The sequence below is a fragment of the Pseudomonas viciae genome (genome assembly GCF_004786035.1).
GTDB classification, from domain to species: domain Bacteria; phylum Pseudomonadota; class Gammaproteobacteria; order Pseudomonadales; family Pseudomonadaceae; genus Aquipseudomonas; species Aquipseudomonas viciae.
The window spans coordinates 490,896-514,115 of sequence record NZ_CP035088.1 but is presented as its reverse complement, the minus strand read 5'-3'; the positions used below and the strand labels follow the sequence as shown (position 1 = coordinate 514,115).

At 63.5% G+C, this 23,220-nt stretch carries 25 protein-coding genes; 23 read left to right on the top strand and 2 right to left on the bottom strand.

What is annotated here, in order from left to right:
* Positions 1-28 precede the first annotated feature (28 nt).
* Positions 29-1,492: a protein adenylyltransferase SelO gene (gene selO / locus EPZ47_RS02310; protein ID WP_135843355.1), complete on the top strand. Its 1,464-nt coding sequence runs from the start codon at positions 29-31 to the stop codon at positions 1,490-1,492.
* A gap of 78 nt (positions 1,493-1,570) precedes the next feature.
* Here selO and EPZ47_RS02305 read toward each other — a convergent pair whose 3' ends face one another.
* Positions 1,571-2,476 carry a LysR family transcriptional regulator gene (locus EPZ47_RS02305; protein WP_202879090.1) on the bottom strand — a complete coding sequence of 302 codons (906 nt, stop codon included), beginning with the start codon at positions 2,474-2,476 and terminating at the stop codon, positions 1,571-1,573.
* A 207-nt stretch (positions 2,477-2,683) separates the two neighbouring features.
* On the opposite strand from EPZ47_RS02305, the gene ycaC reads away from it, so the two are divergent.
* Together ycaC and trxC are read left to right on the top strand one after the other, a co-directional pair.
* Positions 2,684-3,310 carry an isochorismate family cysteine hydrolase YcaC gene (gene ycaC, locus EPZ47_RS02300; RefSeq protein ID WP_135843353.1) on the top strand — a complete coding sequence of 209 codons (627 nt, stop codon included), beginning with the start codon at positions 2,684-2,686 and terminating at the stop codon, positions 3,308-3,310.
* Positions 3,311-3,485: 175 nt separating this feature from the next.
* A complete protein-coding gene (trxC, locus tag EPZ47_RS02295; RefSeq protein ID WP_135843352.1) occupies positions 3,486-3,908 on the top strand; it encodes a thioredoxin TrxC in 423 nt (140 codons plus the stop codon).
* Between the two features lie 126 nt (positions 3,909-4,034).
* On the opposite strand, the gene EPZ47_RS02290 is transcribed toward trxC, so the two are convergent.
* Positions 4,035-4,805: a ParA family protein gene (locus EPZ47_RS02290; RefSeq protein ID WP_135843351.1), complete on the bottom strand. Its 771-nt coding sequence runs from the start codon at positions 4,803-4,805 to the stop codon at positions 4,035-4,037.
* 359 nt (positions 4,806-5,164) lie between these two features.
* Between EPZ47_RS02290 and EPZ47_RS02285 the strand changes: the two genes are divergently transcribed.
* From EPZ47_RS02285 to EPZ47_RS02190, 20 genes are read left to right on the top strand one after another with little or no spacing between them, the layout of a single operon-like run.
* Positions 5,165-5,884 carry a beta-ketoacyl synthase chain length factor gene (locus tag EPZ47_RS02285; RefSeq protein ID WP_135843350.1) on the top strand — a complete coding sequence of 240 codons (720 nt, stop codon included), beginning with the start codon at positions 5,165-5,167 and terminating at the stop codon, positions 5,882-5,884.
* The gene (locus EPZ47_RS02280) at positions 5,860-6,669 is read left to right on the top strand and encodes a lysophospholipid acyltransferase family protein (protein ID WP_135843349.1); all 810 of its coding nucleotides are present in this window, start codon (positions 5,860-5,862) and stop codon (positions 6,667-6,669) included. Before EPZ47_RS02285 ends, EPZ47_RS02280 begins: the two co-directional genes overlap by 25 nt.
* Positions 6,650-6,907 carry a phosphopantetheine-binding protein gene (locus EPZ47_RS02275; protein WP_014336216.1) on the top strand — a complete coding sequence of 86 codons (258 nt, stop codon included), beginning with the start codon at positions 6,650-6,652 and terminating at the stop codon, positions 6,905-6,907. Before EPZ47_RS02280 ends, EPZ47_RS02275 begins: the two co-directional genes overlap by 20 nt.
* A 9-nt stretch (positions 6,908-6,916) precedes the next feature.
* Positions 6,917-7,171 carry an acyl carrier protein gene (locus EPZ47_RS02270; RefSeq protein ID WP_135843348.1) on the top strand — a complete coding sequence of 85 codons (255 nt, stop codon included), beginning with the start codon at positions 6,917-6,919 and terminating at the stop codon, positions 7,169-7,171.
* Entirely contained in the window at positions 7,168-7,713 is a 546-nt protein-coding gene (locus EPZ47_RS02265; protein ID WP_135843347.1) for a COG4648 family protein, read from the top strand. The genes EPZ47_RS02270 and EPZ47_RS02265 overlap by 4 nt, the downstream gene beginning before the upstream one ends.
* Positions 7,710-9,389: an ApeI family dehydratase gene (locus EPZ47_RS02260; RefSeq protein ID WP_135843346.1), complete on the top strand. Its 1,680-nt coding sequence runs from the start codon at positions 7,710-7,712 to the stop codon at positions 9,387-9,389. Before EPZ47_RS02265 ends, EPZ47_RS02260 begins: the two co-directional genes overlap by 4 nt.
* 53 nt (positions 9,390-9,442) lie before the next feature.
* On the top strand, positions 9,443-10,177 hold the full coding sequence (locus EPZ47_RS02255; protein WP_135843345.1) for a glycosyltransferase family 2 protein: 735 nt from the start codon (positions 9,443-9,445) through the stop codon (positions 10,175-10,177).
* Positions 10,174-11,118, top strand: a complete 945-nt coding sequence (locus tag EPZ47_RS02250; protein ID WP_135843344.1) for an LpxL/LpxP family acyltransferase — start codon at positions 10,174-10,176, stop codon at positions 11,116-11,118. The genes EPZ47_RS02255 and EPZ47_RS02250 overlap by 4 nt, the downstream gene beginning before the upstream one ends.
* Positions 11,099-12,643 carry an HAL/PAL/TAL family ammonia-lyase gene (locus tag EPZ47_RS02245; RefSeq protein ID WP_135843343.1) on the top strand — a complete coding sequence of 515 codons (1,545 nt, stop codon included), beginning with the start codon at positions 11,099-11,101 and terminating at the stop codon, positions 12,641-12,643. The genes EPZ47_RS02250 and EPZ47_RS02245 overlap by 20 nt, the downstream gene beginning before the upstream one ends.
* Positions 12,636-13,061 (top strand): acyl-CoA thioesterase, encoded by a 426-nt coding sequence (locus EPZ47_RS02240; protein WP_135843342.1) that lies wholly within the window; start codon positions 12,636-12,638, stop codon positions 13,059-13,061. Before EPZ47_RS02245 ends, EPZ47_RS02240 begins: the two co-directional genes overlap by 8 nt.
* Positions 13,058-13,651 (top strand): outer membrane lipoprotein carrier protein LolA, encoded by a 594-nt coding sequence (locus EPZ47_RS02235; protein ID WP_135843341.1) that lies wholly within the window; start codon positions 13,058-13,060, stop codon positions 13,649-13,651. The genes EPZ47_RS02240 and EPZ47_RS02235 overlap by 4 nt, the downstream gene beginning before the upstream one ends.
* A complete protein-coding gene (locus EPZ47_RS02230) occupies positions 13,635-15,977 on the top strand; it encodes an MMPL family transporter (protein WP_135843340.1) in 2,343 nt (780 codons plus the stop codon). Before EPZ47_RS02235 ends, EPZ47_RS02230 begins: the two co-directional genes overlap by 17 nt.
* On the top strand, positions 15,974-17,131 hold the full coding sequence (locus EPZ47_RS02225) for a cation:proton antiporter (RefSeq protein ID WP_135843339.1): 1,158 nt from the start codon (positions 15,974-15,976) through the stop codon (positions 17,129-17,131). The genes EPZ47_RS02230 and EPZ47_RS02225 overlap by 4 nt, the downstream gene beginning before the upstream one ends.
* Positions 17,118-18,365: an NAD(P)/FAD-dependent oxidoreductase gene (locus EPZ47_RS02220; RefSeq protein ID WP_135843338.1), complete on the top strand. Its 1,248-nt coding sequence runs from the start codon at positions 17,118-17,120 to the stop codon at positions 18,363-18,365. Before EPZ47_RS02225 ends, EPZ47_RS02220 begins: the two co-directional genes overlap by 14 nt.
* 10 nt (positions 18,366-18,375) lie before the next feature.
* Positions 18,376-19,104, top strand: a complete 729-nt coding sequence (locus EPZ47_RS02215; protein WP_135843337.1) for a class I SAM-dependent methyltransferase — start codon at positions 18,376-18,378, stop codon at positions 19,102-19,104.
* Positions 19,101-19,583 (top strand): DUF3261 domain-containing protein, encoded by a 483-nt coding sequence (locus EPZ47_RS02210; protein WP_135843336.1) that lies wholly within the window; start codon positions 19,101-19,103, stop codon positions 19,581-19,583. Before EPZ47_RS02215 ends, EPZ47_RS02210 begins: the two co-directional genes overlap by 4 nt.
* Positions 19,580-20,776, top strand: coding sequence for a beta-ketoacyl-[acyl-carrier-protein] synthase family protein (locus EPZ47_RS02205; protein WP_135843335.1), 1,197 nt, complete (start codon positions 19,580-19,582; stop codon positions 20,774-20,776). Before EPZ47_RS02210 ends, EPZ47_RS02205 begins: the two co-directional genes overlap by 4 nt.
* Complete coding sequence (locus EPZ47_RS02200) at positions 20,773-21,240, top strand: hotdog family protein (protein WP_135843334.1); 468 nt, start codon at positions 20,773-20,775, stop codon at positions 21,238-21,240. Before EPZ47_RS02205 ends, EPZ47_RS02200 begins: the two co-directional genes overlap by 4 nt.
* Positions 21,237-21,965 carry a 3-oxoacyl-ACP reductase FabG gene (gene fabG / locus EPZ47_RS02195; protein WP_122565330.1) on the top strand — a complete coding sequence of 243 codons (729 nt, stop codon included), beginning with the start codon at positions 21,237-21,239 and terminating at the stop codon, positions 21,963-21,965. Before EPZ47_RS02200 ends, fabG begins: the two co-directional genes overlap by 4 nt.
* Positions 21,965-23,191: a beta-ketoacyl-ACP synthase gene (locus tag EPZ47_RS02190; RefSeq protein ID WP_135843333.1), complete on the top strand. Its 1,227-nt coding sequence runs from the start codon at positions 21,965-21,967 to the stop codon at positions 23,189-23,191. The genes fabG and EPZ47_RS02190 overlap by 1 nt, the downstream gene beginning before the upstream one ends.
* Positions 23,192-23,220 lie beyond the last annotated feature (29 nt).

The following is a 23,220-nucleotide window of genomic DNA, read 5'->3' as shown; positions in this document are numbered from 1 at the left end:
CCTTGCTGGCATCGCGCCGGAGACGGCCATGAAAACGCTGGAAACGTTGACCTTCGATAACCGCTTCGCCCGCCTGGGCGACAGCTTCTCGACCCATGTGCTGCCCGAGCCCATCGACAACCCACGGCTGGTGGTGGCCAGCCCGGCGGCCATGGCGTTGCTGGATCTGGACCCGAGCGAAGCCCAGGCACCGCTGTTTGCCGAGATATTTGGCGGCCACAAGTTGTGGGCCGAAACCGAGCCTCGGGCGATGGTGTATTCGGGGCACCAGTTCGGTCACTACAACCCGCAACTGGGCGATGGTCGCGGGTTGCTGCTGGGCGAGGTGTACAACGAGGCCGGCGAGCACTGGGACTTGCACCTCAAGGGTGCCGGCCAGACGCCCTTCTCACGGATGGGCGACGGACGGGCGGTACTGCGTTCCTCGATCCGCGAATTCCTCGCCTCCGAAGCCCTGCACGCCTTGGGCATCCCCACCACCCGCGCTTTGTGCGTAATCGGTTCGGACACCCCGGTGTGGCGCGAAAAGCAGGAGCGCGCCGCCATGGTGCTGCGCCTGGCGCCCAGCCATGTGCGTTTCGGCCATTTCGAATATTTCTACTACACCAAGAAGCCCGAGCTGCATGCCGCCCTCGCCGAGCACGTGTTGAACCTGCACTTCGCCGAGTGCCGCGAGCAGTCGGAGCCGTACCTGGCGATGTTCCGCGAGATCGTCGAGCGCAACGCCGAGCTGATTGCCAAATGGCAGGCCTACGGTTTCTGCCACGGCGTGATGAACACCGACAACATGTCGATCCTGGGCATCACCTTCGACTTCGGGCCGTTCGCGTTCCTCGACGACTTCGATGCCAACTTCATCTGCAACCACTCCGATGACCAGGGCCGCTACTCATTCAGCAACCAGGTGCCCATCGGCCAGTGGAACCTCAGCGCCCTGGCCCAGGCCCTGACGCCGTTCATCAGCGTCGAAGCCCTGCGCGAAACCCTCGGCCTGTACTTGCCACTGTTCCAGGCTCACTACCTGGACCTGATGCGCCGCCGCCTCGGCCTGACCCTTGCCGAAGAAGACGACCAGAAACTGGTGGAGCGTCTGCTGCAACTGATGCAGAACAGCGGCGTCGACTACAGCCTGTTTTTCCGCCGGCTGGGCGATCAATTCCCCGAACACGCCGTCGCCATCCTTCGCGATGACTTCGCCGACCTCAAGGGCTTCGACGCCTGGGGTGAGCTTTACATCGCCCGCGTCAGCCGCGAGGGCGCTGTCGACCAGGATCAGCGCCGCGCCCGCATGCACGCCGTCAACCCGCTGTACGTACTGCGCAACTACCTGGCGCAGAAAGCCATCGACGCCGCCGAGTCAGGCGACTACGACGAAGTCCGCCGCCTGCACACGGTGCTGAGCCACCCATTCGAAGAACAACCGGGCATGGACAGCTACGCGCAACGCCCACCGGAGTGGGGCAAGCATCTGGAGATCAGTTGTTCGTCGTAACTTTCAGGTTTGCCTGAACGACAGTCATCGCGAGCAAGCTCGCTCCCACAAAAGCACTCACACTCAAAGGCTCCTGCCCTACGCCATATCACTCTGGCTGAATTCCTCGGCGAGAAAATCAATCAACGTACGCACCGACGGCAGCAACCCGCGCCGCGAGGCGAAGATCGCATGGACGATGCCGCACTTGGGCGTCCAGCCCGGCACCAGCTCCACCAGCCGACCGGCCGCGATGTCTTCTCGTACCACCACGGCGGGCAAATGGGCGATGCCGATACCCGCCAGCACGGCGTGACGCAGGGCCAGCAGGTCATCGGTGACCATGCGCGGTTCATGGCGGATCAGCGCGCGGGTGCCGTCCGGGCCGAACAATTCCCACTGATATTCGCGCTGCGCCGCGCCCCAGTGCACGCTCGGCAAACCGTTGAGGTCCGCCGGGGAGGCGGGTGAAGACAAGCGCTCGCGGTAAGCCGGGCTGCCCACCAGGCATTGGGTGCTGTTGCCCAGGACTTTCATGACCATGTCGGTGTTTTCCAGCGGCGGAAAGCGCACCCGCAACGCGATGTCGAAACCCTCATGGATCAGGTCGACCCGGCGGTTGGTGCTCTCGATGAACAACTCCACCCGCGGGAACTTGAGCATGTAGCGGGTCAGCATCGGCCCGACCCAGCTGTTGAGAAGCGCCGTCGGACAACTGATGCGCACCAGCCCCTGGGGTTCGGAGCGGTTGCGTTCGATCACTTCGGCCGCGCTCTCGGCTTCGACCCGCATCGCCAGGCAGCGCTGGTAGTAGGCCTGGCCGATCTCCGTCAACGAGCAATGACGACTGGTGCGATGGATCAACCGCACCCCAAGGCGCTCTTCCAGTTGGGCAATCCGCCGGCTGAGCTTCGACTTGGGCATGTCCAGCGCCCGGCCGGCAGCGGCGAAACCGCCGTGCTCGACCACCTGGGTGAAGTAGTAAAGCGTGTTGAGGTCTTCGATGATCGTTCTCCAAATAGAACGCTAAGGCGAATTTTTGCAGTCTAGCGCATCAAAGGTGCCAGTTTTAATCTACACCCATCGAAACGCAACACGGATTGACGCCGGAGCGCTTCGACCGGATGAGTCACCGATCAATCGCTACACCGACATTAAAAACCTTAACCAAGCCGAGACCTTCGGCAACCAAAACTTAATGAGGGCTACGCCATGACTACTTCCTACAAACGTCTCGACAAAGATAACGCCGCCGTTCTGCTGGTAGACCACCAGGCTGGCCTGCTGTCCCTGGTGCGTGACATCGACCCGGACCGCTTCAAGAACAACGTGCTGGCCCTGGCCGACCTGGCCAAATACTTCAAGCTGCCAACCATCCTCACCACCAGTTTCGAAACCGGCCCCAACGGCCCGCTGATGCCCGAGCTCAAGACCCTGTTCCCGGACGCGCCGTACATCGCTCGCCCCGGCCAGATCAACGCCTGGGACAACGAAGATTTCGTCAAGGCCATCAAGGCCACCGGCAAGAAGCAACTGATCATCGCCGGCGTGGTGACTGAAGTCTGCGTGGCTTTCCCGGCACTGTCGGCCCTGGCCGAAGGTTTCGAGGTGTTCGTGGTCACCGATGCCTCCGGCACTTTCAACGAGCTGACCCGTCAATCGGCCTGGGACCGCATGTCTTCCTCGGGTGCGCAACTGATGACCTGGTTCGGCCTGGCTTGTGAGCTGCACCGCGACTGGCGCAACGATGTGGAAGGGCTGGCGACCTTGTTCTCCAACCACATCCCGGACTACCGCAACCTGATGACCAGCTACAACACGCTGACCAACGCTAAATAAGCGGCAGCAATAAGCGACCCTGTGGGAGCGAGCTTGCTCGCGATAGCAGTCTGATAGTCGATGCATCATTGACTGGTAGACCGCAATCGCGAGCAAGCTCGCTCCCACAGGTTTTTGCGGTGGTTTCTATATAGTGTTCAATCTATATCGATGATTTTTTCTGGAGACTGACCTGATGCTGATCCCCTGCCCCCACTGCAACGGGCTCAACCGCATCCCCGCCGAACGCCTGGGCGATCAGCCCAAGTGCGGGCGCTGCAAGGCCCAGGTGTTATTGAGCAAACCGTTCGAACTCAAGCAAGGCGACTACGCCAGCCAGATCAAGGGCGACCTGCCGCTGTTGGTGGATGTCTGGGCCGATTGGTGCGGGCCCTGCAAATCCTTCGCGCCCGTGTTCGAACAGGCCGCTGTGCAATTGGCGGGTAAATGCCGCTTGGCCAAGCTCGACAGCGAGGCCAATCAGCAACTATCGGCGCAGTTGGGGATCCGCTCGATTCCCAGCCTGATCCTGTTCAAGGACGGTCGGGAAGTCGCGCGCCAGAGTGGGGCGCTGCCGTTGCCGCAATTGATGGGCTGGTTGCGTAGCCAGGGCATCTGAAACCATGGGATCCCTGTGGGAGCGGGCTTGCTCGCGAATGCGGCGTACTAGACACATAGATGTCGACTGACACACCGCCTTCGCGAGCAAGCCCGCTCCCACATTGGTGTTGTACAAGCCAGTGAGTCAGGCGCTTTCCAGCAACCCATGCAACTCCACGAACTGCTGGGTCAGCTTGTGCCGCGGGTCCAGGTGGATCAGCGGCAGGCTGGCCTGATGGGATTCGCGCATGCGCACCGAACTGCTCAGGTACACCGGCAATACCGGCAAGCCTTCGGCAATCAATTCGTCGAGGATCTGCTGTGGCAGGCTGGCGCGGGCCTGGAACTGGTTGACCACGATGCCTTCGACTTCCAGGCCTTCGTTATGGTCGTCCTTGAGTTCTTCTATTTCCGCCAGCAGGCCGTACAGTGCCTGTCGGGAAAAGCTGTCACAGTCAAAGGGGATCAGCACACGATCGGCGGCGATCAACGCTGAAACTGCATAGAAGTTCAGGGCCGGCGGGGTGTCCAGATAAATCCGGTCGTAGTCCTCCTCCAGCTCTTCAAGCAGTTTGCGCAGTTTGTTGATCTTGTGTTTCGCCTCGAGCTTGGGCTGTAGATCGGTCAGCTCTGCGGTGGCGGTAATGACGTGCAGGTTATCGAACGGTGTTTCGTAGATATCCACCTTGTTCTTTTTCGAGAATGGCCCCGACGACAGGGTCTGCTTGAAGAAGTCGGCGATGCCCATGGGGATGTCATCGCCGGTCAGGCCAGTCAGGTATTGCGTCGAGTTGGCCTGGGCATCCAGATCCACCAACAGCGTGCGATACCCCTCGCTGGCGCTGACCGCCGCCAGGTTGCAGGCGATGCTCGACTTGCCCACGCCACCTTTCTGATTGAACACCACACGCCGCATGTCAAAACCTCCGTGTATCAAAGATTCCCGAGTGTAGTAGGCCGGGATACCGCTTAGCTACCTTCTGCGAAGAAGGACTACAGCATCAGTGGCTTTTTCCACCAATGAGTCGTCAATTCGACTGGGACCTGACAGAAACAACCGACAGACATGCTCGTCATGATCGTGACAATGTCACTGCCTGACATTTAAGCGGACCAACCAGTACATTTTGCTGGACAAAATGTAACCAGTATTTGCTACAAGCCAATCGCACCGGGATAATGCGCGCCACTTGGGTCGCAAGACCATGCAGGGTTGGACGCGGGTCAAACCACTGAACCGTGACAATAAAAGCCCGCAGGGGTGGGGTGAATTTTGTGATCAATTTCAACATCGCCCAATGGCGCGCATGGGCCCCTGGGCTCGAAAGCGTGGACGATTGGCAGGCATGGAGCCGACAGCCGGTGGTAGTTCCGGCCAGCGATGCCGCCCCAGACGTATCGTTTCTGCCGGCCATGCAGCGCCGGCGCCTCAGCCGCCTGGCGCGGATGGCCTTCAGTGTCGGCTGGCCACTGGCCGAGGGGCGAGCGGACCTACCGTTGGTCTTTATTTCCCGCCACGGCGAAACCCCGCGCACGTTCGAGATTCTCAAGGACCTGGCGGCTGACCAACCCTTGTCGCCAACCCAGTTCAGCCTGTCGGTGCATAACGCAGTGATCGGTCTGTGGTCGATCATGCGTGGCGAAACCAGCGAAATGACCGCCCTGGCCGCCACGGGTGACGGGCTGGAACACGGCGTGCTGGAGGCCGCCGCGCTGTTGAACGAGGGCGCACCAGCCGTGCTGTTGGTGGTCACCGAAGAACAACCACCCCAGGTGTATGCCCCCTGGGTCGACGACGTACCGTTTCCCTATGCGGTGGGCCTGCTGCTGACCCCGGGCAACGACTGGCAGTTGGACCTTTGCGCGCCAATCGGCCAGATCCCCGGCAGCGACTGGCCCCATGCCCTGGATCTGTTGCGTACGCTACTGAACAACGCAACCACCTGCCAACATGCCTGGAAAAATCGTGTATGGACCTGGCAACGCAGCCGGTGACCGGTAAACATCGCGACGCCTATTACTGGCGCCTGTTCGCGACCGCCGCAAGCTTCGCCCTGTTCGGGCTGGGCGGGCTGTGCCTGCGTGTGTTGGTGTTTCCGTTGCTGGCCTGGCTGCCTGGCGATGCCCAGGCCCATCGACAGCGGGCCCGGCGTACGGTCGGACGGCTGTTCTGGTTCTTTATCCGGTTCATGGCCCGCACCGGCGTGCTCACCTATCAGATCGACGGCGCCGAAAAACTCGGTCGGCCCGGGCAGATGATCATCGCCAACCACCCGTCGCTGATCGACGTGGTGTTCCTGATCGGGCTGGTGCGCGACGCCAACTGCGTGGTCAAGCAAAGCCTGTGGGAAAACCCTTTTACCCGCGGGCCGCTGCGCTCGACCCAATACATCAGCAACGACGGCAGCATGGACATGCTCGCTGCCGCCAGCGATGCCCTGCAAGACGGCCAGAGCCTGATCGTATTTCCCGAAGGTACGCGCACCCAACCCGGCCATGCACCAGCCTTTCATCGGGGCGCGGCGGCCATTGCCCTGCGCGGTGCGAAAATCCTCACCCCCGTCACCATCAAGGTCAGCCCTACCACCCTGACCAAGGCCGAACCCTGGTATCGCATCCCCCATCGCCGCGTGCACTTCAGTTTTCGCGTGGGGGCCGATATAGACCCACAGGCGTTCGCCGCGCTCGGCCCGCCACCCCAGGCTTCGCGCAGGCTCAACGATTTTCTGCATCACTATTACATCAAGGAGCTCGCCGAAGATGAGCGATCTGCACCGTGACATCAAACAGCTGATCATCGACGCCCTGGGCCTGGAGGATATCGGCATCGACGACATCGGCGACCACCAGACCCTGTTCGGCGAAGGCCTGGGCCTGGACTCGGTGGATGCCCTGGAGCTAGGCCTGGCGATCCAGAAGGAGTACGGCATCAAGATAGATGCCGACGCCAAGGACACCCGTAACCATTTCAGCAATGTGGCAAGCCTTGCGGCCTTCGTCACTGCAAAACGCCCCTGAGACCGGACCATGCAAACTCGTGACGATATTTTCAACACCCTGCGCGATGCTCTGGTCGAGCTTTTCGAGCTGGACCCTCAGCGTGTAACGCTGGAATCGAACCTGTACCAGGATCTGGAAATCGACAGCATCGACGCGGTCGACCTGATCGACCACATCAAGCGCCAGACCGGCAAGAAAATCGCCGCCGAAGAATTCAAGTCGGTACGCACCGTCAACGACGTGGTCGAGGCGGTCTATCGACTGGTCCAACCGGCCGCATGACCCGGCTGATTGGCCTCGGCCTGCTGCTGGCGGGCCTGCTGTACCCCTTTGCGGTGTATTTCGGCATGGAGCACTTCGCCCCGTGGCAGTTCGGCCTGCTACTGGGTAGCCTGTGGCTGGCCCGGGCATTGCTTGGCAAGGGCGGGCCCGGTAGTCGCTGGATGGCGGCCACGGCGATCATGTTTTGCGTATTGCTCGCGCTGTTCGACAGCCCACTCTTGCTGCGCTGGTACCCCGTGCTGATCAGCGCCTTCATGCTCGGGCTGTTCGCCCTGAGCCTGAAATACGGCCCGCCGGTGATCGAACGCCTGGCCCGCCTGCGCGAACCGCAGCTACCGGCCAAGGCAGTGGTGTATACCCGCCAGGTCACGGTGGCCTGGAGTGTGTTTTTCCTGTGTAACGGTTTGCTCGCCGCCGCCCTGACCCTCTGGGCGCCGCTGAGCTGGTGGATGTTGTACACCGGCCTGATTTCCTACGGATTGATGGGGCTGCTGTTTGCCATTGAATGGCTCATACGACAACGGGTAAGAGGCCGCCCATGAATTGGATAACACTTGAGCAGATGTTGCTCGAGGCTCAGCCGGATCGCGCTGTTGCAGTCGACCCGGCACTGAATCACTCGCAGCTGCGAGGCGCAGCCTTGTGCCTGGCCGCCGGCCTCCAGGCCCGGGGTGTTCGGCATGTGGCCGTGCACCTGGAAGATGCCGCCGACCTGGCGATTGCCCTGCTTGGCGCCTGGCGCGCCGGGGTTCGCGTCTTGCTTCCGGCCGACCTGCAAGCGCAAACACGCCAGCGCTGGGCGGCGGATGTCGACCTGTGGCTGACCGACCAGCCCGGTGACACCCATCCAGGCGACTTGCAACTGGCGCCGCTGGACGCCGCCGAACTGGACCTCGATCACTGCTGGCTGAGCCTGTGCACCTCCGGCTCCAGCGGCGAGCCCAAGCGCATCGAGAAAAACCTGCGCCAGTTGAGTAACGAAGTCCACGCCCTGGAGCAGTTGTGGGGCGCCGACCTGGGCCCGGCCTGCATGATCGGCAGCGTCGCCACCCAGCACATCTACGGCCTGCTATTCCGAGTGCTGTGGCCACTGTGCGCCGGACGTGTGTTCGTACGTCGGCAGTTGGCCTTCCCGGAGGACCTGCAGCGCGCCAGCCGCGAGCACCCGGCCTTCGCCTGGGTCGCCAGCCCGGCGCTGCTCAAGCGAATGGGTGACAACCTCGACTGGCCGGCCTTGAGCAGCGTGCGCCGGGTGTTTTCCTCCGGTGGCGCCTTGCCGGCCGAGGCTGCCCAAAGCCTGCAGCAACGCCTGGGTCAGTGGCCAACAGAGATCTTCGGCAGCTCGGAAACCGGCGGCATCGCCTGGCGCCAGGGCGGTGGGCTATGGCAACCGTTCTGCGGTATCGCGTTGAGCCAGGACAGCGACGGCGCCTTGCTGATCGCTTCGCCTTACTTGCCAGCCGGGCATGTGGAACACACCGCCGACGCGGCGCGAATCGCCGCGGACGGACGCTTCGAATTGCTCGGGCGGCTGGACCGCATCGTCAAACTCGAAGAAAAACGCATTTCCCTGCCGATGCTGGAACAGGCGCTGGTGGCCCACGACTGGGTCAGCGAAGCGCGGCTGGGGGTGGTGCAGGAAAACCGCGCCTCCCTCGGCGCACTGCTGGTGCTGAGCGAAAGCGGCCTGCACGCCTTGCGCAACCTGGGCCGGCGCGCCGTTACCGAAGGCCTGCGCCGACACCTGAGCGAGCACTGCGAAACCCTCGCCCTGCCTCGGCGCTGGCGCTGGCTGCGGCAGTTGCCGCTCAACGCCCAGGGCAAACTGCCCCAGGCCGAAGTCGAAGCCCTGCTGATGGCGCCGCGCCCCAAAGCGCCTGAAGTGCTGGAACAAGTCGAAACCGACGGTGAATGGAACCTGCAACTGGTCGTGCCGCCTGACCTGGCGTACTTCAGCGGCCACTTCCCCACCGCACCGGTACTGCCCGGCGTGGTGCAGGTCGACTGGGCCATGAGCCTGGGCCGACAACTGCTGGACTTGCCGCCCCGATTCGTCGGCATGGAAGTGCTGAAATTCCAGCAACTGGTCCGCCCCGGCGATCAGGTCCAGCTGCACCTGCGCTTCGACCGCGAACGCGGCAAGCTGTACTTCGCCTACCGCAATGACACCGCAGCCTGTTCCAGTGGGCGGATTGTGTTGGGGATGGCTAATGATTAATTGCACCGCCCTCCCTCGCCACACAATGCACTTTAGCCACCGAGACATGCCGCATGCATAACCCCTGCGCCGTCATTCCGGTCTACAACCACGAAACCGCCATCTGCGCCGTGGTCCAGGCGTTGCTCGCCAACGGCCTGCCCTGTGTGCTGGTGGACGACGCCAGCAGCCCGGGCTGCGCGGCCGTGCTGGAGCAACTGGCCGACGGCGAGCAGGTGCATCTGATACGGCTGGCAGTCAACCAGGGCAAGGGCGGCGCGGTGATGACCGGCCTGCGGGAGGCTTCGCGCCTGGGCTTCAGCCACGCCTTGCAGGTGGATGCCGACGGCCAGCACGACCTTGGCGACGTTAAAGCCTTTATCGAGCAGTCCCGCGCCCACCCGGACGCAGTGATCTGCGGCTATCCGCAATACGACGCCAGCGTGCCGAAAGGCCGTCTCTATGCGCGCTACCTGACGCACGTCATGGTCTGGATCAACAGCCTGTCCCTGCAAATCCGCGACTCCATGTGCGGCTTTCGGGTCTATCCCTTGCCACCGACCCTGGCGCTGATCGACTCGGCGAACATCGGCAAGCGCATGGACTTCGACTCCGACATCCTCGTGCGCCTGGCCTGGCGCAACCAACCGATGCGCTGGTTGCACACCCGGGTTCACTACCCCCAGGACGGGGTCTCGCACTTTCGCCTGTTCCACGACAACGTGCTGATTTCCAGCATGCACACCCGATTGTTCTTCGGCATGCTGGTGCGTTCTCCCTTGATTCTCTGGCGACGGTGGCGGGCATGAGCCTTCAGGCAGATAAACAACACTGGGCCGACCGTCAGGAACGCGGCAGTTTCTGGCTGATGAAATTCACCGCGTTCGCCGCCAAGGTGCTGGGCCGCCGGCTACTCAGCCCACTGCTGTACGGCATCGTCCTGTATTTCTTCGTGTTCGGTCGCAGCGCCCGGCAGGCCGCCTGGCAATATCAGCAGCGCCTGGCCGATTGGAGCGAGCGCCCCGACCTGCGCCCGACCCATCGGCGGGTGTTCGGCCAGTTCATGGCGTTCGCCGACTCCCTGCTGGACAAGCTCGATGTCTGGAACGGCAAGCTGAGCATCGAACAGATCGAAATCGTCGACAAGGCGCTGCTGCGCAATCATTTGCGTGACACCCGCGGTCAGATGCTGGTGGGCGCGCACCTGGGCAACCTGGAAATGTGCCGGGCCCTGGCCGAGCTGGGTGAGAAAGTGACCATGAACGTGCTGGTGCACACCAAACACGCCGAGCAGTTCAATCGCTTGCTGGGTGAAGCCGGCGCCACGCACCTGCGGCTGATCCAGGTCAGCGAGCTGGACCCGGTGATCATGCTGCAACTGAGCGAACGCCTGGAGCGCGGCGAGTGGCTGGCGATTGCCGGCGACCGCGTGCCGCTGCACGGCGGGCGCAGCGTGACCGTGGACTTCATGGGCCATCGCGCCGCCTTTCCCCAAGGGCCGTGGCTGCTGGCCGGCCTGCTGAAATGCCCGATCAACCTGCTGATGTGCCTCAAGCACGAGGGGCGCTATCGCGTCACCCTCGAGCCCTTCGCCGATGCCGTACTGTGGAAACGCAACGACCGCGAGCAAGTGATCGCCCACTGGGCCGGCCGCTACGCCGAACGCCTGGCGCAGTATTGCCTCCAGGCCCCCCAACAGTGGTTCAACTTTTACCCTTTCTGGAAGACCGATGACGATGCCCACTCTTGAGCCGGTAACCTTCGGCGAACGCCCCTTGCGCATCGAAGATGTGCTGGCCCTGGCCAACCGTCACGCGCCGACGCAGTTGCAGGATGACCCGGCGTTCCGCCAGCGCATCGCCAAGGGTGCGCAATTCCTCGATTCCTTGCTGGACAAGGAAGGCGTGATCTACGGCGTGACCACCGGTTACGGCGATTCCTGCGTAGTGGCCGTGCCGTTGCACCACGTCGAAGCCCTGCCGCGTCACTTGTATACGTTCCACGGCTGCGGCCTGGGCAAGCTGCTGGACGCCCAGGCCACTCGCGCGGTGTTGGCGGCGCGTTTGCAGTCGTTGTGCCACGGCGTGTCCGGGGTCCGGGTGGAGTTGCTGGAACGCCTGCAGGCCTTTCTCGAACACGACATCCTGCCGCTGATTCCGGAAGAAGGCTCGGTGGGCGCCAGCGGCGACCTGACGCCGCTGTCCTACGTCGCCGCGACCCTGTCCGGCGAGCGGGAAGTGATGTTCGGTGGCGAACGCCGCCTGGCCGCCGATGTGCACCGCGAACTCGGTTGGACCCCGTTGGTGCTGCGGCCCAAGGAAGCCCTGGCGCTGATGAACGGCACCGCCGTGATGACTGGCCTGGCCTGCCTGGCCTTCGCCCGCGCCGATTACCTGCTGCAACTGGCAACCCGCATCACCGCGCTCAACGTCGTCGCCCTGCAAGGCAACCCGGAACACTTCGACGAGCGCCTGTTCGCCGCCAAGCCACACCCGGGGCAGATGCAAGTCGCCGCGTGGCTGCGCAAGGACCTGGCGATCGACGCCCCGACTGCACCGCTGCATCGCCTGCAGGATCGCTACTCTCTGCGCTGCGCGCCCCATGTGCTCGGCGTGCTGGCCGACAGTCTGAACTGGCTGCGCTCGTTCATCGAAACCGAACTCAACAGCGCCAACGACAACCCGATCATCGACGCCGAAGCCGAGCGGGTGCTGCACGGTGGGCATTTCTACGGCGGGCATATCGCCTTCGCCATGGACAGCCTGAAGAACCTGGTGGCCAACGTCGCCGACTTGCTGGATCGACAACTCGCGCTGCTGGTGGACGAGCGCTACAACCATGGCCTGCCGAGCAACCTGTCCGGCGCCAGCGCCGAGCGGGCGATGCTCAACCATGGTTTCAAGGCCGTGCAGATCGGCACCAGCGCCTGGACCGCCGAGGCTCTGAAAAACACCATGCCGGCCAGCGTGTTCTCACGCTCCACCGAGTGCCACAACCAGGACAAGGTGAGCATGGGCACCATTGCCGCCCGGGATGCGATCCGCGTGCTGGAACTGACCGAACAAGTCGCCGCCGCGACGCTGCTGGCTGCCAATCAGGGCGTATGGCTGCGCAGCCGTGCTGAAGACGCGCGACCACTGCCACCGGCCCTGGCCGCCATGCACGAACAACTGGCCGAGGATTTCGCACCGGTTATCGAAGACCGCGCCCTGGAAGGCGAATTGCGCCTGTGCCTGCAACGCATCGCCGAACAACACTGGAGGCTGCATGCGTAGCAAGGGACTGCTGCACGTCGACACCCAGATTGTGGTGCCATTTTTCGACGTCGATTCGATGAACGTGGTCTGGCACGGTCACTACGTCAAATACCTGGAAGTGGCCCGCTGCGCCTTGCTCGACCGGATCGGCCACAACTACAACGACATGCTCGAATCCGGCCATGCATGGCCGATCATCGACCTGCAACTGCGCTACGTGCGCAGCGCCGTGTTCGGCCAGACCCTGACCGTGCGCGCCAGCCTGGTGGAATGGGAAAACCGCCTGAAGATCAACTACCTGATCAGCGACGCAGCAACCGGCGAACGCCTGACCCGCGCCAGCTCCGTACAGGTGGCCGTGGACATGAGCCGCCGTGAAATGCTGCTGGCCTCGCCCCGGGTGTTTGTCGAAGCCGTCGAAAGGATGCTGCCATGAAGCGCCTGTCTGCCTGGCTACTGTTGTGCTGCCTGTCGCCCCTGGCCCAGGCCTTTGACCTGCAACAGTTGAGCGATCAACTGGCCCGCCCGGACGTGATCCACGGCCAGTTCATCCAGGAAAAACACCTGCGCGCCCTGCCCCAGCCCCTCACCAGCAAGGGCCGTTTTGTCCTGGCGAAAAACCACGGCCTGCTCTGGCTGCTGCAAACCCCGCTGCAACAGGACTACCGCATCACCGCCCAGGGCATCGCCCGGCGGGATGGCAACACCTGGCAGATGCTGCCGAACAAGAGCGCCGGGGCCGAGCAGAACCGTCTGTTCCTGGCGGTGTTGCAGGGCGACAGCACTGGCTTGCAACGGGACTTCGAGCTGAGCCTGTCAGGCGAACCGCAGCAGTGGAAACTCACCCTGACCCCACGTTCGATGCTGCTCAAACAGGTCTTCAACCAGATCAACATCGACGGCGGCGAACTGGTGCAACGCATCGAGCTGCTGGAAACCCAGGGCGACAGCACCGTACTGCGCATGCAAGACGCTACCCACGCACAACCTTTGAGCGAAGCGGAACAACATGATTTTGCCGAGTGAACGGAGGCTGCCGCGGCTGTTCCTGATCCTGCTGCTGGCGGTGTTGGCGCTTGCCGGTTGGCAATGGCGCAACGGCGCGCCGCTGTCGGCCAATCTCATGGAACTGGTGCCGGGGACGTCTCCCGATGCCTTGGAGATCACCGCCGAGCAACGTATGCAGGAGCCGCTGAACCGCGAGGTGCTGGTGCTGGTCGGTCACGCCGACCGCAAACAAGCCATCACCCTGGCGCAGAAACTTGGCGAGCAGTGGCAAGCCAGCGGCCTGTTCGACCAGGTCCAGTGGACGTTGCAGGCCGACCTGCCGGCGCTGCGCACGCAATTGCTTAACGGACGGCTGGCGATGCTCTCGGCGGCAGACCGCCAGCAGTTGATCGACCAGCCCCAGGTGTTCATCCAACAACGGGTGCAGGCCCTGTTCGACCCGTTCAGCGGCTTCAGCCTGGTGCCGAGTCAGGACGACTGGCTGGGCCTGACCGGGCGCATCCAGAACAGCCAGCCGCAACGCGGCGCGATACAGCTGGACGTGGGCAGCGGTGCGTTGATCGCCGAAGCCGATGGCAAACATTGGGTGATGCTGCGGGCCCGTACCCATGGCAACGCTTTCGACATGAACCTGCCGCTGAAAGTCGCCGAGTTACTGCAGCACAGCCGCGATCAGGCGGGCCAGGCCCAGGGGCAACTGCTGGCGGCCAGCGGCCTGCTGTACGCCGCCAGCGGCCAGCAACAGGCATCACGGGAAATCACCTGGGTCGGCGGTGGGGCGACGGTCGGCATCTTGCTGCTGCTGTTGCTGGCCTTCCGGCGCTTGCGGGTGTGGCTGGCATTCGTGCCGGTACTGGTGGGCATGCTGTTCGGCGCGGTGGCCTGCGTGGCGCTGTTTGGCCGCATGCACGTCATGACCCTGGTGCTGGGTTCCAGCCTGATCGGCGTGGCCGTGGATTACCCGCTGCACTACCTGTCCAAAAGCTGGAGCCTCAAGCCTTGGCGCAGTTGGCCAGCCCTGCGCCTGACCCTGCCGGGGCTGAGCCTGAGCCTGATGACCACCTGCATCGGTTACCTGGCCCTGGCCTGGACGCCATTCCCGGCCCTGACCCAGATCGCGATATTTTCCGCCGCCGGGCTGATCGGCGCCTACCTGAGCGCGGTCTGCCTGCTGCCGGCGCTGCTCAAGGGCGCCGAGTTGCGTCCGGCCCAGTGGCCGCTGCAGCTCTGCGAACACCTGCTCAACGCCCGCACAACGCTGGTGACGCGGGTGGGCACCCCCGTCCTGCTGGTGCTGCTGCTGGCCTTCTGCGCGGGCGGGCTCTGGCACCTGACCACGAAGAACGACATCCGCCAGTGGATCGGCACACCCCAGCACCTGACCGACGAAGCCCGCGACATTGCTCGCATCACCGGTTTCCAGCCCACCAGCCAGTTCTTCCTGATCCGCGCCACCGATCAATCACAACTGCTGGAGCGCCAGACAGCGCTCAACGAGCGACTGGACCAATTGATCGGCCTGGAAAAACTCCAGGGCTATCTGTCCCTGAACCAATTGGTCAACTCCCCGGCCGAACAGCAGAAAGTGCGCGAGGCCCTGGCCCGGTTGCCGGCGTTCTGGCAACCGCTGCTGGATCTGGGCGTACCGGTCGCCACACTGCAAGCGGAACTGGCGCAATTACAAGCCCTGCCGGTGACCGACATTAACGCCGCGCTGACCGGTCCGTTGGCCGAGCCGTACCGCACGCTCTGGCTCGGCCCGACAGCGCAAGGCGTAGCGGCGATGGTCAGCCTGCAAGGTTTGAACGACGCCGCACTGCTGCGGGTGCAAGCGGTAGATTTGCCCGGCGTACAACTGGTGGATCGCCTGGGGGACCTGAACCGGGTGTTCGCCGCCACGCAGATCAGCGCCGCCGAGTTGAAACTGGCGTCCTGCGTGCTGATCGTACTGGTGTTGATCTGGCCGTTCGGCGTCGGCGGCGCCCTGCGCATCGTCGCCCTGCCGCTGCTGGCCGCGCTGTGCAGCCTGGCGAGCCTCGGTTGGCTGGGAGAGCCGTTGACGCTGTTCAGCCTGTTCGGCCTGTTGCTGGTGACGGCCATCGGCGTCGACTACGCGATCCTGATGCGCGAGCAGATCGGCGGCGCGGCGGTGAGCCTGCTGGGCACGTTGCTGGCAGCGGTCACCACTTGGCTGTCGTTCGGCTTGCTGGCGCTTTCCAGCACGCCGGCGGTGAGTAATTTCGGCTTGGCGGTGAGCCTGGGGCTGGCGTTCAGTTTCATGCTGGCGCCTTGGGCAGGTGGGCGTCAGGCCCACGCGGCGACGGTCGCGGAGCCCACCCCATGATGATCCTGGCGTTCTGGCTCATGGCCCTGGGGCTGTTCGCGGTAACGACACTCATAGGTCGTCGCTTCGGGCTGATCCCGATTGTCAGCCAATTGCTGTTGGCGACGTTTGGCCTGCCGTTGCTGATGTACTTTTGGATCGAGCCCGGCTGGTCACTCAACGGCGCGCAACTGGTATCGCCGGTGTGGCTGAAAAATCTCTACAGCCTCGGGTTTGCGCTGTTGCTGGGGCACATTCTCAGCGATGTGATCGACCTGCGCCTGGACCGCCAAAGCCTGAAGATCGCCTTGCCAAGCTTCGGCGTTCCGTTTGCCTGCGGTTTGGCGACGGCGCTCTGGCTGCTGCCGCCCCAGCCCTGGATCAGCTCCCTGGCGGTGGGACTGCTGTTTGCAATTACCGCGATCCCGGTGCTGTACCTGTACCTGCGGCACATCGGCTATCCGTCCACCGCCACCCGGCGCCTGGTGCAAACCGCGATTCTGATCGACCTGACCTGCTGGAGCCTGTTCGCCCTGGCCCAGGGCAGCCTGCACCTGGGCAGCCTGCTGCTGCCATTGGCCAGCGCCTGCGTGCCGCTGCTGTTGCGACTGCTCGGCCTGCGCCAACCGTTGCTGCACAGCGGGATCTTTTTCGCCCTGCTGGTGGCGGCCGAACACTACCGGCTCAACGCACTGATTGTCGGCATCGGTTATCTGCTGTGCATGGCCATGCTCAAGGTGCCGTTGGTATTGCCGCTCAAAGCAAGCTGGATGCAAGGTTTGCAAACCTACGTGGCGATACCGCTGATCCTCACCTTCGGCATTGTGCAAGTCGATGTCCACAGCGCGATGAGTCGCCTCGATTGGGTACAGATGGGCGCATTGCTGCTGTTACCGATTGCCAGCAAGCTGCTGGGCAACTGGCTGGGGCTGGGCTGGGCGGGGGCTTCGTTCGCCGGCGCCAGTCGATGGCGCGAAAGTGTTTTGCTGAACATTCGCGGCTTGAGTGAAATCGTGTTCCTCAACCTGCTGCTGCAACAACAGCTCATCAGCCCGGCGTTGTACTTTGCCCTGATGCTGATGGGCCTGATCGCGACATTGCTGCCGGCCATGGCCGGCTTCCACCGTATTCCCTTGATTGCCGTCCCGGCCAGGAGCCCCAGTGCCAACAGTTGAAATGGAACGTCGACAGGTCGTCATCATCGGCGCAGGCCCTTCCGGGGCCATCGCGGCCGCGCTGCTCAAGCGCAAAGGCCATGATGTGCTGGTCGTCGAACGCCAGCATTTCCCACGGTTCTCCATCGGCGAGAGCTTGTTGTCCCATTGCCTGGATTTCGTCGAAGAGGCCGGCATGCTCGAGGCGGTAAACGCCGCCGGGTTCCAACGCAAGAACGGTGCAGCGTTCGCCTGGGGCGAGCGCTACAGCGCCTTCGATTTCGGCGAAACCTTCAGCAATGGCAAGCCCACGACCTTCCAGGTGCAGCGCGCCGACTTCGACAAGTTGCTGGCCGACCAGGCCGCGCTGCAAGGCGTGGAGATCCGTTATGGCCAAGCCATTGCCAACGCCGATTTCACCCTCACCAAACCCCAACTGGGCGTGCAGCGCGAAGATGGCAGCGAGTACCGGGTCGAGGCCGATTTCGTGCTTGACGCCAGCGGCTATGGGCGGGTCTTGCCACGCCAGCTGGACCTTGAGGCTCCGTCGAATTTCCCGATCCGCCAAGCGGTGTTCACCCACATTGAAGATCGCATTGACTCGGCGAATTTTGATCGGGAAAAAATCCTGATCACCACCCACCCGAGCAAACGCGACGTGTGGTTCTGGACCATTCCGTTCAGCGGCGGACGCTGCTCGGTGGGCGTGGTCGCGGCAGCAGAGCATTTCGCCGGCCGCACCGACGATCTCGATGCCTGCCTGCGCGGCTTCATCGACGAAACCCCAAGCCTGGCCGCGGTGCTGAAAAACGCGGTGTGGGATACCCCGGCGCGGACCATCGGCGGCTATTCGGCCAACGTCAAGACCCTGCACGGTCCCGGCTTCGCCCTGCTGGGCAATGCCGCGGAATTCCTCGACCCGGTGTTCTCCTCCGGCGTGACCATCGCCATGCGCTCGGCGAGCATGGCGGCTGGCGTGCTACATCGGCAGTTGCAAGGCGAGAGCGTCGACTGGCAAAGCGAGTTCGCCGAACCACTCAAGCGCGGCGTCGACACCTTCCGCTGCTACGTCGAGGGCTGGTACGCCGGCACCTTCCAGGACGTGATTTTCTACACCGAAGGCTCGGCCGACATTCGTCGCATGATCAGCTCGATCCTGGCTGGCTACGCCTGGGATCAGCGCAACCCGTTCGTCAGCGAACCCAAGCGGCGCCTGCGCATGCTCTCGGAAATCTGTGCGAGCCCGGCACCATGAGTCAGCAACCATGAGCTACCTGAGCGACAACTACGTCGAAGAGACCCGCTTCGGTTTCTGGTTCCTGCGCAGCCACACCTGGCAGCACCACGTGTTGCGGGTAGCGATCAACGACCTGCGCAGCCTGTTCAGTACCCCGCTGCCGGCCAACCCGGTGCTGCTGGACGCTGGCTGCGGCCAGGGCAAGTCGTTCCAGTACCTGCGCCAGGTATTTGCGCCGCAACATCTGATCGGCGTGGACGCCGATCCCCATAGCCTTGACCTTAGCGTGGAGGAAGCGGCGCGCCAGGGCATGACCGTGGAATTGATCGGCAGCGACTGCGCGACGTTGGCGGTGCCGGATGCCAGTGTCGACCTGTTGTTCTGCCACCAGACCTTCCATCACCTGGTGGAGCAGGACAAAGCCCTCGCCGAGTTCTATCGCGTACTCAAGCCCGGCGGCTACCTGATGTTCGCCGAGTCCACCGAGGCCTACATCGATACCTGGGTGATCCGCTGGCTGTTCCGCCACCCGATGCACGTGCAGAAAAGTGCCGCCCAGTACCTGGAAATGATCCGCAGCCAGGGTTTCCAATTCGAAGCCAAAAACGTGTCTTATCCGTACCTGTGGTGGAGCCGTTCCAAAGACTTCGGCCTGCTGGAGCGTTTTGGCCTGCGCCGTCCCAAGCCATTTGGCGAGCGGGAGGAAACCCTGGTCAATGTGGTGGCCCGCAAGCCCGTTGAAGGGACCGCCGGATGATTCGTTTCCTGCTTATCGGCTGCCTGCTGCTGCTCAGTGCCTGCGCCAGCCACGCGCCGCTGCCCGAGCGCACGCCGACCCTGGCGCTGCCACTGCAATTGCACATCGAGCGGCAACTGGCCGGTCAACGTCAGGATTGGTTGCTGGTGGTCCAGCGCGAAAACAGCGGCCTGCGCTGGTCAATGATGGACCCGCTGGGCATTCCCGTAGCCCGCCAACGCCTGGTCGACGGCCAATGGCAGGCCGACGGTCTGCTGCCACCCAACGCCGAGGCCCGGGAGTTGTTCGCCGCGCTGCTGTTCGCCCTCACACCCGAAGCCGAACTTGCCGGCAACTACCCGGCCGCCCGCCAGCGGGCATCGCAACGAACCCTCGATTCCCGCTGGCAGGTGCGCTACGAGCGACCGCTGGATTTTGAACTAAGCCTGCCCCAAGGCCCGCACTACCGCATCACACCGTTGACCGAGAGCACCCCATGACTGCCTATTTGAATGCCCTTGGAGTGATTTGCGCCCTGGGCCGCGACAAACATACCGTTGCGCGCAACCTGTTTGCCGGCGACTGCTCGGGTGTGCGGGTCGAGGCGGGCTGGGTGGCCGAGCGTGCATTGCCGGTGGCCTCGGTGTCGGGCGCACTCGCGCCCATCCCTGCCGCCCTGGCGGCGCAAGGCAGCCGCAACAATCAGTTACTGCTGGAAGCGGGCTTGCAGATCCGCACCGAGATCGACCAGGCCATCAAGATCTATGGGCGTGCGCGGATCGGCATCGTGCTAGGTACCAGTACCTCGGGCATCGATGAAGCCAGTAGCGGTATCGCCCATTATCTGCGCGAACAGCGCTTCCCCGACGGCTACGACTACCAGCAACAGGAGCTCAGCGCGCCGGCCAACTTTCTCGCCGACTGGCTCGACCTGAGTGGCCCGTCCTACGTGATTTCCACCGCCTGCACCTCCAGCGCCCGCGCCTTGATGAGTGCCCGGCGCCTGCTGGACCTGGGGCTGTGCGATGCCGTGCTCTGCGGTGGCGTGGACAGCCTGTGCAAACTGACCCTCAATGGTTTTTCGGCGCTGGAAGCGGTGTCGAGCGAACGCTGCAATCCGTTTTCGGTAAACCGCAGCGGCATCAACATTGGCGAAGCAGCCGTGCTGTTCCTCATGAGCAAGACGCCGGGAGAAGGAACACCGATTGCCTTGCTCGGCGACGGCGCCAGTTCCGATGCGCACCATATTTCCGCCCCGGAGCCCAGTGGTCGCGGCGCCCGCCAGGCCATGGAAAAAGCCCTGCATTGCGCAGGTCTTGAGCCCAGTCAGATCGACTACCTGAACCTGCACGGCACCGCCACGCAACACAACGACGCCATGGAAAGCCAGGCCGTGGCCGGGCTATTTACGGCGGGGGTGCCCTGCTCATCAACCAAGCCCATGACCGGCCACACCCTCGGCGCAGCCGGGGCACTTGAAGCAGCGTTCTGCTGGTTGAGCCTGAGCACACAAAACACCGCCCAGGCCCTGCCACCGCATGTCTGGGATGGCCAGGCCGATCCCCAGTTGCCGGCGCTCGACTGGGTAAACGCCAACACCCGCCTGAACCCAACCTCACCGCGCCGCCTGATGAGCAATTCATTCGCCTTCGGCGGCAACAACGTCAGCCTGATTATCGGAGACGCCCCATGACTGACTGGCCGCTCGCCGAACTGCTGCCCCACGCAGGCGACATGATCCTCATCGATCGGATCCTGGACTTCGATGACGAGCAGATCCATACCCTCGCCACCGTCAGGCCCGGCGGGTTGTTCAGCCGTGACGACGGCGGGCTGCCGGCCTGGGTCGGCATCGAGCTGATGGCCCAGAGTGTCGCGGCGTTTGCCGGTTGCCATGCACGCCGACGCGGCGATGCCGTGGAGCTGGGTTTCCTGCTTGGCACCCGCAAGTTCGAATGCAACGTCGAATATTTCCCTGTCGGCGCCGAACTGACCATCCATGGCGTGCGCTCCCTGGAAGACGACAATGGCATGGGCGTGTTCGAATGCCACATCCGCGCCCCTGGCATCCATGCCACGGCCCGGCTGAACGTGTTCCGCCCGCCCCAGGCCGCCCAATACCTCAATGAACCGTCCGCAACAGGAAACCAGCCATGACTGAATCCGTACTGGTCACCGGCTCCAGCCGTGGCATCGGCCGCGCCATCGCCCTGCGCCTGGCCCAGGCCGGGCACGACATTGTGCTGCATTGCCGCAGTGGCCGCGCCGAGGCCGAAACCGTCCAGGCGCAAATCCAGGCCCTGGGCCGCAATGCCCGGGTGCTGCAGTTCGACGTGTCCGACCGCGCTGCGTGCAAAGCCATTCTCGAAGCCGATGTCGAAACCCACGGTGCCTATTACGGCGTGGTGCTCAACGCTGGCCTGACCCGCGATGGCGCCTTCCCGGCCCTGAGCGAGGACGACTGGGATGTGGTGATGCGCACCAACCTCGACGGTTTCTACAACGTCCTGCATCCGGTGATGATGCCGATGATCCGCCGTCGCGCCGCCGGGCGTATCGTCTGCATCACCTCGGTTTCGGGGCTGATCGGCAACCGCGGCCAGGTCAACTACAGTGCGTCGAAGGCTGGCTTGATCGGCGCGGCCAAGGCATTGGCAATCGAGTTGGGCAAGCGCAAGATCACCGTCAATTGCGTCGCGCCTGGCCTGATCGATACCGCCATGCTCGATGAAAACGTGCCCGTGGAAGAACTGATGAAAATGATCCCCGCCCAGCGCATGGGCACTCCAGAAGAGGTGGCGGGCGCGGTGAACTTCCTGATGTCCGCCGAAGCCGGCTACATCACTCGCCAGGTCCTGGCCGTCAACGGAGGTCTGTGCTGATGAAGCGCGTCGTCGTCACCGGCATGGCCGGCATCACCTCCGTGGGCAGCGACTGGGACACCATCGCCGCCAACTTCGCCGCCAACCGCAGCGGCATCCGTCGCATGGATGAGTGGGATCGCTTCAGCGAACTGAACACCCGCCTGGCAGGGCCTATCGACGATTTCCAGGTCCCGGCCCACTGGACGCGCAAGCAACTGCGCAGCATGGGCCGGGTCTCGCGCCTGGCCGTGGGCGCGGCGGAACAGGCCCTGGCCGACGCCGGTCTCTTGGGCGATGAGTCGATCAAGGACGGGCGCATGGGTGTGTCCTGCGGTTCGTCCACCGGCAGCACCGACGAGATCAAGGCCTTTGGCAACATGCTGCTCAACAGCGTGGCCGAAGGGCTGAACGCCAATTCCTATGTACGGATGATGCCCCACACCACGGCGGCCAACATCAGCATCTTCTTCGGGCTGACCGGGCGCCTGATCCCCACTTCCAGCGCCTGCACCAGCGGCAGCCACGGCATCGGCTATGCCTACGAGGCGATCAAGTTCGGCCGCCTGCCGCTGATGCTGGCCGGTGGCGCGGAAGAGCTGTGCCCGACCGAAGCGATGGTCTTCGACGCGCTCTACGCCACCAGCCTGAAAAACGATGCCCCACAGACCAGCCCACGCCCGTATGACAAGGATCGCGATGGCCTGGTGATCGGTGAAGGCGCCGGCATGCTGGTCCTCGAAGAACTGGAACATGCCCTGGCCCGTGGCGCGCGGATTCATGCCGAAATCGTCGGTTTTGGCAGCAACGCCGACGGCCAGCATGCCACCCGTCCCGAACTGAGCACCATGCGCAGGGCCATGGAGCTGGCCCTGGAAGATGCCGACCTCGCCCCGTCCGCCATCGGCTACGTCAACGGCCACGGCACCGCCACCGAACAGGGCGACATCGCCGAAACCCTGGCCACCAGCAGCCTGTTCGGCGAACACATGCCCATCAGCTCGCAGAAAAGCTTCCTCGGCCATACCCTGGGTGCCTGCGGGGCGCTGGAATCCTGGTTCAGCATCGAGATGATGAACCGCGACCTGTACGTGCACACCTTCAACCTCGACGAGGTCGATCCCCAGTGCGGCAAGCTCGACTACCTGCGTAACGAGTTCCGGTCGATGAGCAACGAATACGTGATGAACAACAACTTCGCCTTCGGAGGGGTCAACACCTCGCTGATCTTCCGTCGCTGGCACTGAACCGAATTCAAACTGCTGCTACCCCTCGT